This is a genomic window from Agaribacterium haliotis, from assembly GCF_002312815.1.
Lineage (GTDB): Bacteria > Pseudomonadota > Gammaproteobacteria > Pseudomonadales > Cellvibrionaceae > Agaribacterium > Agaribacterium haliotis.
Genome location: NZ_NKQJ01000006.1, coordinates 223519 through 241559 on the forward strand (window position 1 = coordinate 223519; position 18041 = coordinate 241559).

General features: G+C 51.0%; 17 protein-coding genes. 13 read left to right on the forward strand and 4 right to left on the reverse strand.

Going from position 1 to position 18041, the window contains the following annotated elements:
• Window positions 1-7: 7 nt before the first annotated feature.
• The gene (locus CFK45_RS09105; RefSeq protein ID WP_096086130.1) at window positions 8-1087 is read right to left on the reverse strand and encodes an efflux RND transporter periplasmic adaptor subunit; all 1080 of its coding nucleotides are present in this window, start codon (window positions 1085-1087) and stop codon (window positions 8-10) included.
• A gap of 384 nt (window positions 1088-1471) precedes the next feature.
• Between CFK45_RS09105 and CFK45_RS09110 the strand changes: the two genes are divergently transcribed.
• From CFK45_RS09110 to CFK45_RS09120, 3 genes are all read left to right on the forward strand, one after another.
• Window positions 1472-3892, forward strand: coding sequence for an arylsulfatase (locus CFK45_RS09110; RefSeq protein WP_096086131.1), 2421 nt, complete (start codon window positions 1472-1474; stop codon window positions 3890-3892).
• A 353-nt stretch (window positions 3893-4245) separates the two neighbouring features.
• Window positions 4246-4932, forward strand: a complete 687-nt coding sequence (locus CFK45_RS09115; protein WP_096086132.1) for a DUF3313 family protein — start codon at window positions 4246-4248, stop codon at window positions 4930-4932.
• A 98-nt stretch (window positions 4933-5030) separates the two neighbouring features.
• Complete coding sequence (locus tag CFK45_RS09120; RefSeq protein WP_143247535.1) at window positions 5031-5927, forward strand: hypothetical protein; 897 nt, start codon at window positions 5031-5033, stop codon at window positions 5925-5927.
• Between the two features lie 3 nt (window positions 5928-5930).
• Here the strand turns inward: CFK45_RS09120 and CFK45_RS09125 are convergent, their stop codons facing one another.
• The gene (locus CFK45_RS09125; protein ID WP_096086134.1) at window positions 5931-6461 is read right to left on the reverse strand and encodes a DinB family protein; all 531 of its coding nucleotides are present in this window, start codon (window positions 6459-6461) and stop codon (window positions 5931-5933) included.
• A gap of 158 nt (window positions 6462-6619) precedes the next feature.
• Between CFK45_RS09125 and CFK45_RS09130 the strand changes: the two genes are divergently transcribed.
• The gene (locus tag CFK45_RS09130) at window positions 6620-7672 is read left to right on the forward strand and encodes a nucleoid-associated protein (protein ID WP_096086135.1); all 1053 of its coding nucleotides are present in this window, start codon (window positions 6620-6622) and stop codon (window positions 7670-7672) included.
• Window positions 7673-7694: 22 nt separating this feature from the next.
• On the opposite strand, the gene CFK45_RS09135 is transcribed toward CFK45_RS09130, so the two are convergent.
• Both CFK45_RS09135 and CFK45_RS09140 read right to left on the reverse strand, forming a co-directional pair.
• Window positions 7695-7964 carry a hypothetical protein gene (locus CFK45_RS09135; protein ID WP_143247536.1) on the reverse strand — a complete coding sequence of 90 codons (270 nt, stop codon included), beginning with the start codon at window positions 7962-7964 and terminating at the stop codon, window positions 7695-7697.
• Window positions 7965-8348: 384 nt separating this feature from the next.
• Entirely contained in the window at window positions 8349-11048 is a 2700-nt protein-coding gene (locus CFK45_RS09140) for a cation-translocating P-type ATPase (protein ID WP_096086137.1), read from the reverse strand.
• A gap of 365 nt (window positions 11049-11413) precedes the next feature.
• Here CFK45_RS09140 and CFK45_RS09150 point away from each other — a divergent pair, with 365 nt between their 5' ends.
• The 9 genes from CFK45_RS09150 to CFK45_RS09190 all read left to right on the forward strand — a co-directional run bounded on the left by CFK45_RS09150 (window position 11414) and on the right by CFK45_RS09190 (window position 17978).
• Entirely contained in the window at window positions 11414-12184 is a 771-nt protein-coding gene (locus CFK45_RS09150) for a DeoR/GlpR family DNA-binding transcription regulator (protein ID WP_096086139.1), read from the forward strand.
• 15 nt (window positions 12185-12199) lie between these two features.
• Entirely contained in the window at window positions 12200-14023 is a 1824-nt protein-coding gene (gene glmS / locus CFK45_RS09155; protein ID WP_096086140.1) for a glutamine--fructose-6-phosphate transaminase (isomerizing), read from the forward strand.
• 136 nt (window positions 14024-14159) lie between these two features.
• Window positions 14160-14597, forward strand: coding sequence for a GNAT family N-acetyltransferase (locus CFK45_RS09160; protein ID WP_096086141.1), 438 nt, complete (start codon window positions 14160-14162; stop codon window positions 14595-14597).
• A 29-nt stretch (window positions 14598-14626) separates the two neighbouring features.
• Window positions 14627-15313 carry a glutathione S-transferase family protein gene (locus CFK45_RS09165; protein WP_096086142.1) on the forward strand — a complete coding sequence of 229 codons (687 nt, stop codon included), beginning with the start codon at window positions 14627-14629 and terminating at the stop codon, window positions 15311-15313.
• Window positions 15314-15419: 106 nt separating this feature from the next.
• A complete protein-coding gene (locus CFK45_RS09170) occupies window positions 15420-15851 on the forward strand; it encodes an MmcQ/YjbR family DNA-binding protein (RefSeq protein WP_096086143.1) in 432 nt (143 codons plus the stop codon).
• Window positions 15852-15902: 51 nt separating this feature from the next.
• The gene (locus CFK45_RS09175) at window positions 15903-16541 is read left to right on the forward strand and encodes an SDR family oxidoreductase (RefSeq protein WP_096086144.1); all 639 of its coding nucleotides are present in this window, start codon (window positions 15903-15905) and stop codon (window positions 16539-16541) included.
• Between the two features lie 211 nt (window positions 16542-16752).
• Entirely contained in the window at window positions 16753-17157 is a 405-nt protein-coding gene (locus tag CFK45_RS09180; protein WP_096086145.1) for a Rap1a/Tai family immunity protein, read from the forward strand.
• A 261-nt stretch (window positions 17158-17418) separates the two neighbouring features.
• A complete protein-coding gene (locus CFK45_RS09185) occupies window positions 17419-17661 on the forward strand; it encodes a type II toxin-antitoxin system ParD family antitoxin (RefSeq protein ID WP_096086173.1) in 243 nt (80 codons plus the stop codon).
• Window positions 17658-17978, forward strand: coding sequence for a type II toxin-antitoxin system RelE/ParE family toxin (locus CFK45_RS09190; RefSeq protein ID WP_096086146.1), 321 nt, complete (start codon window positions 17658-17660; stop codon window positions 17976-17978). Before CFK45_RS09185 ends, CFK45_RS09190 begins: the two co-directional genes overlap by 4 nt.
• Window positions 17979-18041 lie beyond the last annotated feature (63 nt).

Consider the following 18041-nt stretch of genomic DNA (forward strand, 5'->3'; position numbering starts at 1 on the left):
GCTCTCCTTATTTGAACTCGCGCACTTTCATGCCTTCACGCAGGTGACTAACGCCGGAGCTCGCCACCTGATCGCCATTTTGCAGGCCTTTAAGCACTTCAATACTGCTGCCGCTCATCTGCCCCACTTCAACTTCGCGCTTAGTCACCGCCGTTGCCGCCGGCTCGTAGATCCAGACAAAAGCCTTGCCTTCATCGTCATAACTTACGCTGTTAACTGGCACCATCAACGCAGAGCCGCGCACCTGGGCCGGCACTTCAACAAATGCCTTGGCGGTCATACCCGGTAAAATTACTTCGTCGCCTTCAACCTTGAAACCGAGCTTAATTTCGTAAGTGCGCGTGGTTGGGTTGGCAGTGGTGCTGACCTCGCGGGTTACCGCTGGAAAACTGCGCCCCGGAAAACCGGCAATTTCAACCAGGGGGTTTAATGCATCCTCGTCGGACGAACCCATGGTTTTTGAGCGCGCGCGGCTGACTCTGGCCCAATCCGATTCGGGAATATTGATTACAACTTCGAGATCGTCGAGGTTGTGCAGCACCAGCACCCCCTCTTTTGCCTGCACATTGTTATAAATATCAACAAGTTTTCTGGCGATTTTTCCGTCAAAGGGGGCTCTCAGGGTGGCGTCGTCGAGCGCTTTTTCGGCTCTGTCCATATTGGCTTTCGCCTGGCTGCGCGTAGCTTTTAAAGTGTCGTAATCGGCCTGCGAAACAAAACCGCCTTTAATCAGTTCTTCAGCGCGCTTGAAATTGCTTTCGGCCCGCTCAAATTCACTTTTTGCCGCGTCAAAATTGCTCTGGTAATCGCGCATATCCAATTGCGCCATCAATTCACCGCGTTTTACATCCTGGCCTTCAACCACCGGGAATTTAACAATTTTCCCCGAGACCTCAAATGCCTGCACCGACTCGAGGGTCGCCGAAACCTGGCCCGGATATTCAAGGCGAATGGTATCGCCGCCTACCACGGTATATATTTTGATCGGCTTGATGACTGGCTCTTGCGGAGCCTCTTCTTTTTTGCCACAGGCGCCGAGCGCTAGTAAAAAAGACGCGGTAAACGCGAGGGAACGGAAACGCAACATTGGAACATTCCTTTAGCTTTGAACTGATGGCTCGGGCCTGGCCCTCGACGCGGGTCCAGATTCCATGACTCGAAAGTAAGGTGCATGCTAAGCGATAGCCGCGGCACTGTCACCATTTGCCCCCGGGCTAATTTAACAACAGAAAAAGTCAAGCCAGTGAACACCGGGGCATAGAACAGCCGGCGTTGAATATCTGGCATTGAGTATCTGGCATTGAACAAAGATAGAGCACAGAGCTAAAAAACAGTAAGTGGCGCCCAGAGGCACATCCGGCTTTATCCCGGCCAACTAAAGCTCCTATTATGACCGGCACTACTGTTTTATAAACTGAAGTAGTCGCTATGGCGTATCTGCGCAAAGTAAAAAATACATGGAGTATCAATAATGGCCACCCCCTCTTTTTTTTCAAACAATAGGCTGCTGTTTGCCAGCCTCGTGCTCAGCTTCGGCTTGAGCGCCTGTGGCGGCAACAAGTCAGCCGAACCGGAACAAACAGCACTCGGTACACCAGCGACTGAAACAAAAGCGCAAACAAACGACAACAAAACAAGTGGCGATAAAGTCTTTGAAAAAGACGGTATAAAAATGAAAACCGTCGAAGGCTTTAAAGGCGTTATTGCCGAACGCTACCAAGATTCAAAAGAGTGGTGGGCGCCCGAACCCGAAGCCCCGAAAGACGCCCCCAACGTTATTATCTTTTTACTCGACGATACCGGCTTTGCCCATATTGAAAGTTTTGGTGGCCTGATTAAAACCCCGAGCATCGACGCACTGGCGGCCGACGGCCTGCGCTACAACAACTTCCATACCACGGCACTTTGCTCGCCGTCGCGCGGCTCACTGATGGCCGGGCGCAACCCGCACAGTATTGGCCTTGGCTCCCACGCGTTAACCGCGATGGGCTTTCCCGGCTACAACGCCATCATGCCGGAAACAGCCAAATCCGTGGCCAACTACTTAGGCGAGAACGGCTACGTCAACTACGCGCTCGGCAAGTGGGATCACACCCCGCTGTACGAAGTCAGCCAGGTTGGCCCCTTTGACAGGTGGCCAAGCGGCGAAGGTTTCCACCACGCCTACACATTTATGGCGGCCGATGTGCACCAGTTTGTGCCGGTCATGTGGAACGACCACACGCCCGAACACTACCGCAAAAGTGAACACCTGGATAAAGACCTGGCCGATCGCGCCATTCACTACATCACCGGCCACAAGAGTATTAAACCCAATTTGCCATTTATGATGCTGTGGGCCTCTGGCTCCATGCACAGCCCCCACCACGCCCCGGATGACTACCTCGACAAATACAAAGGCCAGTTCGACATGGGTTGGGACAAAGCCCGCGAGCTTATTCACCAGCGCCAACTTGAGCTCGGCATTATTCCCGCAGGCACCTTGCTCAGCCCGCGCATCGATCAACTGCCCGCGTGGGACAGCCTCAACGCCGACGAGAAAAAACTCTACGCCCGTCAGATGGAAGTATTTGCCGCCCAGCTTGAATTTGTCGATCACCAAATCGGCCGTGTTGTTAAAGAGTTAAAACGCATTGGCGAGTACGACAACACTCTAATTTTTGTCACCTCAGATAACGGCGCCAGCGGTGAGGGTGGCCTCGCCGGCACCTTTAATGAAACCTATGTGCTCAACGGCCTGCAAACCCCTTTTGAAGCCAATATGCGCCACTTAGAAGACTGGGGCCGTACCAATACCTACCCGCACTATCACGCAGCTTGGGCCATGGCCGGCAACACGCCGTTTAAATATTTTAAACAAAGTGAACACCGCGGCGGCCAGCACGACGCGCTGGTAGTCAGCTGGCCCAAAGGCATTCAGGCACGCGGTGAAATTCGCAAGCAGTACCACCATATCAGCGATATCGCGCCAACCATTATGGAGGCGGTCGGTATTGAAGTGCCCGAAAGCTATCACGGCGTTGAACAGCAGCCGATGGACGGCACATCGATGATGTACAGCTTTAACAACGCCAGCGCGCCCAATGCCAAAAAGCGCCAGTACTACGAAATGTTTGGCAACCGCGCAATCTGGGTAGACGGATGGAAGGCGGTCACCCTGCACGCCAATCGCATGCCCTGGGAATTAAATGTCACCCTCGATTTTGACAAAGACGTGTGGGAGCTCTATCACGTTGCCGAAGACTTCAGCGAGAGTAAAAACCTCGCCGATCAAATGCCGGAAAAACTCGAAGAGCTCAAAGCCATCTTTGAAGAAGAGGCCTGGAAATACAATGTCTTCCCACTGTACGACGACATGATTCAGCGCCTGGCCAAACAACAGGACAGACTGTTTGGCGATCAAAAAGAATTTACTTATTTCTGGCCCGGCGCCGTGCGCATTGCCGAAAAGGCCTCGGCACCGGTCAAAGACCGCAGCCACAATATCAAAACGAAGCTTAACTACAGCGGCAGCGAAGAAGGTGTGATTGTCGCGGTTGGCGGCATGACTGGCGGCTTTACCATGTTTGTTCAGGACGGCCGCCTGAAATACGACTACAACTACCTCGACGGCGTTTATTACCAGATGAGTTCCCCCAAACTCAAAGCCGGAAACAACGAGTTTGAATTTAAATTCACCCGCTCCGGGCCGTTTGCCGGCACCGGTGAGCTCTATGTTAACGGTGAAAAAGTTGATGAAGTAAGCATGCCGAAAATGCACATATCAACTTACTCGCTGGCAGAGACCTTCGACATCGGCCGCGATACCGGCACCCAGGTCAGCAAGCTCTACAGCGACCCGTTCCCGTACAGCGGTGAACTCGATCGGGTAATCATCACCCTAACCGACTAACACCCGGCTCGATAACAGGCCCGCTAATAGCTTGGCGGGCCTTAACCAAAGCTGCTCCTTCCCTAATTCGGCCTGCCCTAATCCAACCCGCCCTGCTTCGCTCCACCCTGTTTCACTCTGGCCTTTTATAAATTTTCACAAAGCTGCCTAAGCTGCGCCCTTCAACAGCTGCGCCCTTCAACAAGCTTTGGCAACTTATGCTGGCGTCACTTGTCTTATTTTTTAGTTTAAACAACAAAATAATCCCGCCGGGGCGCATACTTCAGATTATTTCAGTGTTAGCCTCGCACGAGAGATACTCGCGCCAGCCAAACAACACTTAGGCTGACAGCGCAAAAAACAAGGAGCACCCTATGAAACGCTTTTATCTTTTCCCCATTGCCGTGCTGAGCCTGACACTGATCGCCTGCGCCAGCCCCAAACCCGAGCTAGGCAAAACTATAAAAGACGGCCCCTACGCCGGTATGACCGAGGTAAACAGCACGCCGTTCTCAGTCTTTTATCTGCGCGACGGCGAAGATCTGAGCCGCTTTAAAGCGGTCAAGTTTGACCCTTTGCAACTCGACAACTTAGAGCTCGACACGCGCCGCCTTGAGCCGCGCGATCGCAATAAGTGGGAAATTACCGACGAAGACAAACAAAAAATGCAGCAGCGTTTTGCCACCCGGGTCGACATGGCCTTCCCCGCCAATGGCAACATCAAGCTCGTTAATGAAGACGGCCCCAATGTGCTCGCCGCGCGTTTTGCCTTTAATAAATACATGCCCAACGCAACCCAGGACAGAGGCAACAACCGCGCAATTCGCGGCAGCGTTTGGACATCGGGCATCGGTTATCTAGCCATTGAGGCCGCTCTGTACGACAGCGAAAACGGTGAGCTTGTCGCCTACCTGGCCGACGCCCGCGAAGTCGGCGATCAACACCAGATGCGCCGCAACGACAGCGTCAATAACAGCCGCTACATCAACCTCGAAATTGACTCGTGGTTAAATAAACTTAAAAACACCATGGGCTCCTTAAAAAGCCAACAACAGCAATAAAAAGCAAAACCAGGCGCTTTAGCAGCGCCTGTTGACACCCGGCAAGCGAAAGCCCAAGCTTGTTTTTTTATTTGCTTTGCTTAGACAAGCACTCGCCTATGCACTACTCAAATGCTGCACGCTTTGCCCTGGCTTTTGCGATTAGCATGCTGGCCGCGGCGCTGGCTTATTTTGGCTGGAGCCTCGATCGGGTCGCCAGGCAAATGCCAGCGATATTACAGGGCGTCGACAACAGCAGCGGCACCATCGATGCTGTGGTCGAACAAGTCAAACACATCAACCAACAAGTGCCCGATATCTTAAAGCGCGTCGACGATATCAACGAGCAGGTCCCCGGTATTCTTGCGCAAGTCGACAAAGTCCAACAACAAATTCCCGACATACTGCAGCAAGTGCAAGCAGTAGAAAAAAACATCGCGCCAATGCTCGCCGAAAGCGCCGCCCTGCGCGCAGAATTACCGGCAATACTGGCCGAAGTTGAAGCGGTGCGAAACACCGTGCCGTCGGTGCTCGATGAAGCCAGCGCTTATCGCGAACTGGTGCCGAGTGTACTCGATGAGAGCGAAAGAATTCGCGCCATGGTACCGCCAACCTTGAGCCGCGTTGAAGGCATAGTCGCCAGCGCCGATCAAGTCGGCAAAAACGCCAGTGAAGCGGCGGTACAGGGTTTTTTTACCGGTATTATCAAAACCCCGTTTAAAATCGCCAAAGACATCAGCACATCTATGCTGCCCGATGCCGACCTGAGCAAAAGCGATAAAGACGCAATTGCCAGCGCCTTGCGCGAATTAATTGAACACCCGGAAGAAGGCGCAAAAACCAGTTGGTACAACCCCAAAAGTGGCAAGCGCGGCGAAATAGTACTGCTGAATATCTTTACAAAAAATGGCCTGGAATGCCGCAGTATAGAACTGCTGCCACGCGAAATAATGAAAGGCAAGGGCCCCGTCACCCTCTGCAAAGATAAAAACAATACCTGGCAAGTGCAAAACTAGCCGTTAGATATCGTCGATACACAACACCAGGTCTGTTGCTCCGTAGTCGAGCTCAAACAGCGAAAATAATACCGACAACTGGCCGCGGTGATGGCTTTGGTGGTTAAACAGGTGCAACACCAAATCGCCAAAGTTTTTTCTTACTTTGTGCCCGGCGACATTAATATACGCTAAGGGCACACGGCAGTGCGCGTCGCTCAGTTCAGCGGCAAAAGCAACAATAATGGCGTCGAGCTGTTTGCGCCGCCGGCTCAGTTCGGCAAAATCAATATAGAGTATCTGGTTTAAGGCTTGAGGCTGAGGCCAGCTCTCTAGTAGCTCTAGTGCATCAAAACGGGCCTCGTGTTTGGCAAAGCGCTTCAACCAAAGCAAATCACCAACCAGTAAATGGTTCAAGGTTGCGTGCACCGACGAGAAAAAAGCGCCTTTATCCTGGCGCCGCTGCGCATCGCTGAGCTTGTCTGCCAGCGCATAAAAACTGGCGTTCATATCCTGGTTGTACTGCGCAAGCAGGCGCAATCGATTTGCGTACATAACTTCCCTTGATGTGAGATCGAGCCTCTTAGGCGATATTCATCCAGCTTAAATCGCGGGCTCGGAATCATCCTTGAATTTAAACACAGGCTTAAGCTTACTTGGCTAGCGGCCAGAAGGCTATATAATCAGCGCCCCGCCACCAACGAATCTTTAGCATGGCCCTGCAAACTATCAACGCTCAATTTTTTAACCGCACCCTGCCAGACAGCCCCGCCAAACTCGAACTTCGCGACGACTGGCAGCTAGACGGTCGCATCGACGAGCTGTTTCGCGAACTTAAACAGCAGCTGATCAAACGCAGCGGCAAACTCTACGGCCGCTTAAGTGACGACAGTGCCGTACACCCGTGCAAAGCCTGGGTAAAGGACTGGCGTGAAGGCAAGCAGAGCTTTAACAGTTTTAGCCACAAGCTTATGCAGCAGCTCAAACACGAGTTTGACGAAAGCGAGGCCCTGCTTGAAGGCTATGTTATTTTTGCCCATGAAAAGCTGCAAAACGAAGAGCTGTTTTACGCCTTTGTGGTCCAGCACCAAAGTGCTCAGTTTCTCAACAACGAGCTCAAGCTCGAATGCTGTCACTACCTCGATACCGGTAAATTGCTGCTCGCTGCCAAGCTAAATCTGAGTGAGTTCGAAGATGATGAACAAAGCAGCGACAAAGAACTGCTGCTGCTTCGCAATCGCGGAGAAAAAGACATCAGTGATCACTTTAGCAATAGCATCGGTTTTAGTGACAAGCGCGATATAAGCAAAGAAACCGAAAGTTTTCTCGAGGTGGTCAACGAGTTTGCCGACAAACTGCCAGCAGTTGAGGCCGCCGTCACCCGCAAACAAGTTGTCGATTATTGCTTAAACCAAGACAAAGTCGGCAAGCCGGTTGAACTTAAAGACCTGAGCGAAGAAATTGAGCAGGGGCGCAAACAAGTCGACAGCTACCAACCCGGCCCGCGCTTCGACAGTTTTGCCAAAAGTGACCAGCGCATTCAAAAAACCGAATTAATTCCGGATAAAACTCAATTGCGCAACTTTGTGCGTATCAGTGGCCGCAACGAACAAATGAGCATGAGTTTTTCTTCGAGCTGCCTCGGCGAGAGTGTGGTCTACGATGCGCAAAGCGACAGCCTGATTATTAAAAGCATTCCTGCATCGCTTAAAAACCGCTTAATGAAACACACTAAAAGCAGTGACAACACAAGCAGCGAACACTAAAACGATACTCAGCAAATAAAACTCAGTGGCGGGCGTCGTGCATCTTTTCGTTGAGATTTACAATTTGCCTGGCACAGTATTCGGCCTCGTTATCCGAGGCCGTATCGGCGTCACGGCACGCCGACATCAGCAAGCTAAACTCCTGCTGTAGCTCCTCCGGCAAATCGGCTTTGGGGCTAATATGATTAAGCTGGCTTTTGATGGCACCGTGTAAACGAGTTTGCATGGTGCCCGGGCCAACCAAACTGATCAGCGCCAAGTGCATTTTTTTCCTGGCGTATATGTAGGACATCTCGCTACCCCTCTGGATCTTCCACATCCATCGAACTTAAGTCTAGATACGCAGCCTCTGACTGCCCAGATCAATAAGCAATAATGCGCGCCAGGCCTTAGAGAAGCCGACGATAAAAATAGTTACTTTTAAAAAGTAATCACAAAGCCAAAACACGACAGCAAATATAAGGCGATAGACAAGAACCGTAACGCCCGAACAGACAAAGGCTTAGAGTAGCAGGCAGACTCAGCGAGCAGCCTATCCGCACACGCGTAAACCCATCCATGGGGCTCGACCGCCGCCTCCCTGCGGCAGACGGTCCGGCTAGGCTGTTCGCTGAGCCTGCTTCAGATCCGCTGCCAAACCCAGGCACTTACTTTGCCCAGAAGCAATACGATAAAACTACAACCACTTAATGGAAAATAATTCCTTTAAACCCGACATCACAAAAGTCGGCAATGCCGCAATCATTAAGGCCATTAATAAGTGCTTAAACGACAGCGGCACCGTGCCAAATAAAAACGCGCCGAGCGGTGAATAAATCACGGCGAGTGTGGTTCCCGTGGTTAATAAAATCACCGGCAAGATCAGCTTGTTACCAAAGGGGTTTAAACGGAACAGGCTTTTAAAACTACGCGCATCAAACAAGTGAATACTGAGAATAAACATCAACGTCACAAACGCCAGCGTCTGGGCGTAGGCCACACTCGCGCCCCGGCTCAGCGCCAAATCAAACAGCGAATAAACAATCCAGCCGTGCACCAGGCCGCGAATAATAATGCGCGCGCCGAGGCCATCGGCAAAAAAGCTTTCGTTTCGCTTGCGCGGTTTGCGCCGCATAATGTCATCTTCGTCTTTTTCCCAGCCCAAACACAGGCTCGGCAACGCATCGTTAAACAGGTTGATCCACAAAATCATAATTGCGGTTAGCGGAATTAAAGGGTCGTCGCCCATTAACAAAAACGCAAACAATACGCAGCTAACCTCCGAGACGTTTGCCGTCAGCGCGGCGCGCAGGTATTTGCGCAGGTTGTCGTAAATGCGCCGGCCGAGGCGCACTGAGTTGACGATGGTCGAGAAGTTGTCGTCAAGCAAAACCAGATCGGCCGAATCTTTGGCCACCTGGGTGCCAGCGATGCCCATCGCCACACCGATATCGGCATTGCGCAGCGCCGGTGCGTCATTGACACCGTCGCCGGTCATCGCCACCACTTCTTCATTGGCCTGCAATGCTTTGACAATGCGCTGCTTGTGCTCGGGGCTTACGCGGGCAAATACACTTGCCTTAGGCGCGAGCTCAACAAGCTCTCTATCGCTGATTTCTTCGAGCTCGGGGCCGGTAATTACCAGCTCGTCTTCACTGCGGCGTATGCCGAGCTCTTCGGCGATGGCCTGCGCAGTGGCGGCGTGATCGCCGGTAATCATAACCGTGCGTATGCCGGCATCGGCACACTGTGACACCGCGTCGACCACCTCCGGGCGCGGCGGATCAATAATGCCGTGCATAGCGAGAAAACACAGGTCTTGCTCGTGTTCCTGCTGGCTTTTGTCGATCTCGGCCGCGTCGATTTCGACATAAGCCAAAGCCAGAGTGCGCAAAGCCCGCTCGGCAAAACTCTCAAGCCCGCGCTCAACTTTGCTGCGGTAAAACTCATCGAGCACTTGCTCTTCGCCCTGCCAATAAATGTTTGCACTTTGATTGAGCAGTACATCGGGCGCACCTTTGGCGATTAACCAGTAGCGCCCGGCGGGCCCGCGCACAATGGAGCTGGCCATTTTGCGCTTGCTATCAAACGGAAAACTCTTGATCAGCTCAAAACCGTCTTCGAGCAAGCCCTCTTTATAAATGCCGACTTTGGCCCCGGCGACAACCAGCGCGCCTTCTGTTGGGTTGCCCTGAATGCTGTACTGGCCCTCTTTTTCTTGCAGCACGGCATCGTTGCACATGGTTGAAATAATCAGGCCGTACTTCAGCGCATCGTGCTCATCGAGATGCAGCTCTTTGCCGTCTTCATCGAGAAAGCGCCCCTTTGGCTCAAAACCCTGGCCGGTGACATCAAAGCTGCGGCCCTCACTCCAGTAGGCAACTACTTGCATTTGGTTCTGGGTCAAGGTTCCGGTTTTGTCCGAGCAAATCACCGTGGTCGAACCGAGGCTCTCAACCGAAGCTAGCTGGCGCACACGCGCATTGCCCTGCACCAGTTGTTTGGCGCCCAAAGTCAGCACGATGGTTACAACGGTTGGCAGGCCTTCGGGAATTGCCGCAACACACAGAGAAATACCGGTGCGCAGCATTTCAAACCAATCGGCGCCATTGTATAGGCCGATGCCAATTACACAGGCGACAGCTGCAACCGCCAGGCCAATAAGCGCCTGGCTCAAGGCGTGCAGGCGCCTTTGCATGGGGGTATCCACGGCCTCGGCGTTTTGCATTAAATCGGCAATGTGGCCAACTTCCGTCTGCATGCCGGTATCAACAACCACACCCAAACCGTTGCCGGCGGTGACTATGGTGCTCATAAAGGCCATATTGTTGCGATCGCCAATGCCGAGCTCTGGCGCGTGTAAAACTTCGCTGTGTTTTTCCGCCGGCTCACTTTCACCAGTCAGCGCCGACTCATCAATATTTAACTGGTTTGTCGTTAACAGGCGCAGGTCTGCACCGACAACATCGCCGGTATTTAATTTAACGATGTCGCCCGGCACCAGCTCTTTAACAGGCAGCTTGCCAAGTTCGCCGTCGCGCAGCACCATCGCATTGGGTGCGCCCATTTCACGTAGTGAATCAAGCGATTTCTGCGCGCCGAGTTCCTGCACAAAGCTGATTAGCGCATTGGCAATCACAATCACAATAATGGCTACGGCATCGATCATATGGCCGCCGACGCCCGATAAAATGCCGCCGAGTGCCAGCACCACCAGCATCGGGTTTTTAAACTGCTCAACAAACAGTGCCAGCGCCGATTTCTTTGCCGCTTCGGCAAGCTCGTTATATCCGTATTGTTGACGGCGCGTATTGGCCTGCTCCGCACTTAAGCCCCGCTCAGCGTTGCTCGTCAGCTCATCGAGTAATTCAGCCTCACTCTGTCGATACCACTTCATGTGCCTTCCTTTTTTGCTTACCGTGCTTTTGCCTTGGGATCCAAGACTTAGGGTCCTGGATTTAGGGACCGGAACCTGTGAACAGCCCCTAGCCTAAGCCAATTAAATGAACATTAAAATGCAGCTCGATGCATTAAAGCCAAACACAGCCGCAAGCTTGCGAGCGATGTACTCGGCCGCGTTTACAAGCCTGTCTGATCTGAGCGGTCCCAATTTGATCCGACGCAAAAAGCTTGCCCGCGTCACAGCAGAAAACCAAAAACAAACCGCCAACACAAACGATACAAATTCCCACTTGCATAAATAAGTCGAAACACTACAATTGCTTTCGATTCGAAACTTAACACTCAACAAAACTTTCGTTTATGCCCAAGCGCAATACCCAACAGCGCCGTCACCAAATACTCGAAGCGGTAAATAATGAGGGTGAAGTGAGTGTTGACCAACTGGCCAGGCTCTACCACACATCAGAAGTTACGGTTCGAAAGGATTTAGCTGCGCTGGAAGAGGCCGGTTTGCTGCTGCGTCGCTACGGTGGCGCTGTTAGCCTGCCCAAAGAAATTGTCGACGAAAGCCCCAGCATAGAGCCATCACAGGGCAAACGCGCCATTGCCGCGCGCGCCGCCGAGCTGATTCGCGACCACAACCGCATCATTATTGACAGCGGTTCCAGCTGCACAGCGCTGCTGCCGCATTTAAGCAAGGTGCAGGGTTTGGTGGTGATGACTAATAGCCTCGCTGTTGCCGCGTCGCTGCGCGAACTCGAAAACGAGCCAACCCTGCTGATGACAGGCGGCACCTGGGACAAACGCTCGGAAAGTTTTCAAGGCCTTCAGGCCGAACAGATGCTGCGCCACTACAACTTTGACCAGCTATTTATTGGCGCCGACGGCATAGACCCCGAGCGCGGCACTACAACCTATAACGAATTTACAGCGCTGAGCCGCTGCATGGCCGAGGTCGCACGCGAAGTGATTGTGCTCGCCGAATCCACTAAAACCGAACGCAAAATTCCCAACCTGGAGCTGCCCTGGGCCGAAGTATCAACATTTGTTACAGACAGCAAACTTAAGCAGCAGCAAAAATACGCCATTGAACAACAGGGCGTGCGCGTTATGTGCGCCCAGCTAGATTAACTATAAGGAGCGACTATGTGTGGCATAGTTGGAGGCGTCGCCCAGCGCGACGTAGCAGAAATATTAATTGAAGGCCTGCGTCGCCTTGAATACCGCGGCTACGACAGCGCCGGTTTAGCCGTTGTGCACGACGGTGAAATCACCCGCCTGCGCCGCCTCGGTAAAGTTAAAGCCCTGGCCGAAGCCGCCGAGCAGTGCGACACCAGCGGCGGCACCGGCATCGCCCACACCCGCTGGGCCACCCACGGCGAACCGAGCGAAGCCAACGCCCACCCGCATATGAGCGGTGAAAAAATTGCACTGGTGCACAACGGCATCATCGAAAACCACAGTGCTCTGCGCCGCCAGCTGCAAAGTGAGGGTTATCACTTTAGCTCCGATACCGATACCGAAGTGATCGCCCACCTTGTCGATCTCGAACTTAAAAACAGTGACTCTTTATTAGAAGCGACACAAAAAGCCGTCAGCCAACTTGAAGGCGCTTACGGCACCGTTGTTTTTGATAAAGACAACGCCGATAAAATTGTTGTCGCGCGCTCGGGCAGCCCCCTGGTAATTGGCCTTGGCATCGGCGAAAACTTTGTTGCCTCAGACCAATTGGCTTTGCTGCCCGTTACCCGCCGTTTTATTTTCCTCGAAGAGGGCGACGTGGCCGAAATCAGCCGCCGCGACGTCAAAATCTTTGACGAGCACGGCAAGCAAGTTAAGCGCGATATTCACGAAAGTGATGTGCACTACGACGCCGGCGACAAAGGCCCCTACCGCCACTACATGCTCAAAGAAATTCACGAGCAGCCACAGAGCATTAACGACACACTCGAAGGCCGTTTAAATGATCAAGGTGTTGTGCTGCAAAGTTTTGGCAGCAACGCCGAGAGCCTGTTAAAAGAAGTAAAAAATATTCAAATTGTTGCTTGCGGCACCAGTTATCACAGCGGCCTGGTCGCGCGCTACTGGATAGAAGCGATGTGTGGCCTGCCCTGCCAGGTAGAAATTGCATCGGAGTTTCGCTACCGCCAAACCGTTGTGCCTGAAGATTCACTGCTGATTACCATCAGCCAAAGCGGTGAAACCGCCGATACCTTAGCCGCGCTGCGCAAAGCCAAGGCCGAAGGTTTTCTCGCCAGCCTGGCCATTTGTAATGTTGCCGGTTCGTCGCTGGTGCGCGAAAGCGACATGGCCTTTTTAACTCGCGCCGGCACAGAAATTGGCGTCGCATCAACCAAAGCTTTCACCACCCAACTTGTGGCTCTGGCGATGCTGGTCAGTGCAGTAAGCCAGGTTAAAGGCAGTGGTGACTGCAGCCACCTGCGCCGCGACCTTGAACACCTGCCAGCATTAATCGAACAGAATTTAAAACTGGCAGACAGCATCGAAGCACTCGCCGAAGAATTTGCCGACAAACACCACGCTTTATTTTTGGGCCGCGGCGACCAGTACCCCATCGCGATGGAAGGCGCATTAAAACTCAAAGAGATTAGCTATATCCACGCCGAAGCCTACGCGGCCGGCGAACTAAAACACGGCCCACTGGCACTGATCGACGCCGATATGCCGATTATTGTTGTCGCCCCAAATAATGAACTGCTGGAAAAACTGAAAAGCAACGTCGAAGAAGTGCGCGCTCGCGGTGGTGTGCTGTATGTATTTGCCGACGAAGACGCCGAATTTGAAAGCGACGACACCATGCGCGTTATTACCGTGCCGAGCATGAACAACTGGCTGAGCCCCATTGTCTACACGCTACCGCTGCAACTGCTCAGTTATTATGTCGCAATTATCAAAGGCACCGATGTCGACCAGCCACGCAACCTTGCTAAAAGTGTTACTGTGGAATAAGCACTTTTATTAAGATGACAAAAAGCTAAAATGACAAAAGCTAAGGTGATAAAACATCACCTTAGCTTATACTGCTGTAGCTAACTCGCGGCTACATTATCTTAAATTATCTTAAGTTCAAACGAAGCCCTACTCCATGTCATACAGTGTTGAAATTATCGACAGCGATGCAGATATCATGCTTTGTTTTCAAGCCTTTAAAGAGTTAAGGCCCAAGCTAGACAAACAACAGTTTATTCAGCAAGTTATTCGCCAGGCTCAGCACGGCTACTGTATAGCCGCAATAAAAAATAACGCAGCTGTAGTAAGTGTCGCTGGTTTCCGCATCACTGAATTTCTCGCCTGGGGCAAGGTGCTTTATGTCGATGACTTAAGCACACTTAAGCAGTATCGAAAACAGGGTTATGCCGCGGCACTGATGGATTGGCTGATTCAACACGCCAAAGCTAATAACTGCGACGCCTTACACTTAGACAGCGGCCACCACAGGCACGCCGCTCACAAACTGTATCTAAAAAAAGGCCTGAGCATTAGCTCTCACCATTTATCGCTTGAAGACCTAAAACACAGTTAATTTTCGCTCTCACACCGGGGACTATTACTTTGTACAAACTCTTCTATTACCCAAGAAACGCAAGCTGGGCCCCGCACCTAATACTAAAAGAGTTAAATCTTGATTTTGAGCTAATACTGGTAGATAGAAAATCTAACTCACAAAAATCTTCAGAATATATGCAGCTAAATCCCACCGGCCGCATACCAACATTAATTGACGGCACGCAGGTTATTTTTGAAAGTGCAGCCATCGCCCTACACCTGTGTGAAAAACACCCCGAAGGCCAGCTCTTGCCAGAACAAACAAATGCAGAAAGAGCACTGTGTTATCAGTGGTTGTTTTATTTAAGCTCAACACTGCAGCCCGAACTGATGCTGTATTTTTACCCAGAAAAACATATACAGCACAGCGAACAGACAGCGAACATCAGCGGCAGTACCTCTGCCAATGTCGCCGCTAATATCGGGGCCAACATTAAGGCCAAACAAGAACAGCGCGTCACCGACATGTTTTGCCTGTTAGATAAACAGCTCAAAAACAACACTTATCTACTAGGTAAGACGTTTTCAGTGTGCGACCCGTTTTTATTTATGCTCTGTCACTGGGCAAGTGAATTTAGCTGCCCGCCGTTGGCTTTTCCCGAGCTTTCGCGCTATTTAAAAAACTTAGCTAAAAGAAAAGCATTTCAGGATGTCTGTGCTCGCGAAACAACAAGCCTACAACTTTACCAATAATAGGCCCCAATCTAAGCAATAAAAGACGAAACAATTGAAATCGAAGCGATAAAAAACGGCGTACTAGGGCCTGTTAACACTAATACAGTTTCTGCGGAGTTTGCCAATGACCTACGATGAATTTAATAAGTTCTGCTCTTCCTTTGCCGGTAGCTCTTACGTTGTACAGTGGGGCGGCGCCCATGTTTGGAAAGTCTGCGATAAAGTTTTTGCAATTGGCGGCTGGGAAAAACAAGAGCAAGAACAAGAAAAAGCACAACCAGCGTCGAAAAAAAGCCAGCCCGCTTTTTCCTTTAAAACATCTGAAAACAACTTCAACATACTCAAAGATGAAGCCGGTTATCGGCCCGCACCGTATATGGCCTCGCGCGGCATGAAGTGGATTCAACTGTACCTCAGCAGTGCTCACAACGATAGCGAACTAAAAGCTTATATTGAAGACTCCTACTTATTGGTAGCTAAAGGCTTAAGCAAAAAGCGCCAACGAGAAATTGGCCTGCTAGAGCCTATTGACAAAAAAACAAGCTCAAAAGCCTAAGGACTAAAAGCTAGCAACTAAAACCCAGGAGCTAAAGCCTAGGAGATACAAATGAATAAAATACTTGTTATTGGCGCCAATGGAAAAATCGGAAGAATTTTATGCACAAAAATTGCCGAGCGAGGCCTGGCCTGTAAAGCCATGCTTAGGGATATTCACAACACAGATTTTTCACCTGAGGTCGAGCGAGTCGAGGCCGATTTAGAAGGCGATATCAGCCACGCAATGAAAGATTGTGATTGTGTGATTTTCAGCGCAGGTTCCGGCGCACAAACCGGTTTTGATAAAACCTTACTGATAGACCTATGGGGCGCAAAAAAAGCCATAGACTGCGCAAAAGACAACAACATCAAGCACTTTATTATGGTCAGCTCGCGCGGGGCAGATAACCCAGACAACGGCCCGCAGCGAATAAAACCCTACCTGGTGGCCAAGTACTTTGCCGACGACTACTTGCAAAAACAGCAAGGATCAAAGCTAAACTACACCATCTTGCGCCCGGGTCGCCTCACCGATAGCAAGGCCTGCGGCCTGGTTCGCACTGACAGACCAGCTTCACAAGAGCTGCAACAAATATCCCGTGCCGATACTGCTGATGCGATTATTCACTGCCTGAACAATCACAAGGTTCACAATAAGGTATTTGAGCTATTCGAAGGCGACCGGCCAATTAGCGAAGCACTTGGCTAAATACAAGCCAAACTGTGCTCGGGGCAAAACAATAGTGGTGTCATTGATCTGACAGCTTGAATAATTGCAATAAATAGCTCAACCTTGGCTGACACGGTGCTAAGCTCGTAAGCCATTTTTTATAAAGCAAGCGCTATAGAGCAAAAGCTATTAACCAGGCTCAATGGCCCCAAGCTAAGGGCCCATGCGTCAAAACCAGACAGGAGATAACATGCGTATTATTGCCTTAATTGCCACACTGCTGGCGGCCAGCCCGGGCTTCGCGATAGAAGCGATGGATTCAAACAAGCTCAAGCAGCTTTGCAGCAAAGAAAAAGCAAGCGAGTGCCAGGCATATATCCAGGGTTATCTAGGCGGCGCCCTCGCCTCAGAGCGCGCGGCTTTTGAAACTGAACGCAGTAAATTCGAAGAGCGCGCCATGCGCACACGTCTCGGCAGTAAACGAGCCGTCAATCAGAACTCATTACTTCAATACTGCCTTGCAACAGACTCAAGTATTGAAACACTGACTAAATCGTTTCAGCAATATTTAACCGAAACCAAAGACATGCCCGATGAGGCCAACAAATTATTAAGCACATTTTTGAAAAGCGAATTTCCGTGCAACGAAAAATAGCGCGTTAAATAATTTAAAGCCAATAAACTCGCATTAAGTTATTTCATTTCCACTTAAATAAAAACCCGCCGCTGGAAACAGCGGCGGGTTTTTATTTGGGTTATTTTAGCCACATGCAATTGCTGGGTTTGAAACAACATTGTCGACTTTCATGGCCTCTGGTCCTTTGATTCTCAACAACCAAATAGCCATCAACTTGACCGCATTGTGACAGCCCTATACCATTATATACCCAATTATGGTACACAAATGGTACGCCTTATGCCTAAGAACACCAGTATGACACTTGGCGAACACTTTGACGGTTTTATAGCCCAACAGATTGCCGCAGGCCGCTACGCCTCTGCGAGTGAGGTAGTGCGCGCAGGCCTAAGGTTACTTGAGGATAAAGAGGGCAAGCTTGCCACGCTGAGACAGCTACTTATTGACGGTGAAAACAGCGGCACGGCGGAATACAGTTATGAAGCGCTGATGAGTGAGCTAGACGACGAACTAGGTAAATGAGCCGTTTTACATTAACAGTAAAAGCTTTGGCCGACTTAAAATCGATTGCCAGGTACACTCAGCTGGAATGGGGTACTGAGCAGCGCCTAATTTACTTACGACAGATCGATGACAGCTTTCACTTACTTGCAAAACAACAAGAACTAGGCGCGCCTTGTGACTATATTCGTGCCGGTTATCGAAAACACCCAATATCCAACCATTTGATTTTTTATCGATCTCTTTCAGCAGATAAAATTGAAATTATTCGAGTCCTTCACAAACGCATGCACGTGCGTTCGAACCTAGTTGAGCCTGGTGTTTCCCCAAAAAAATAAACCCGCCACTGCTTACAGAGACGGGGTTTTATTAAGCCCTAGCGCCTGTTATTTACAAGCGCT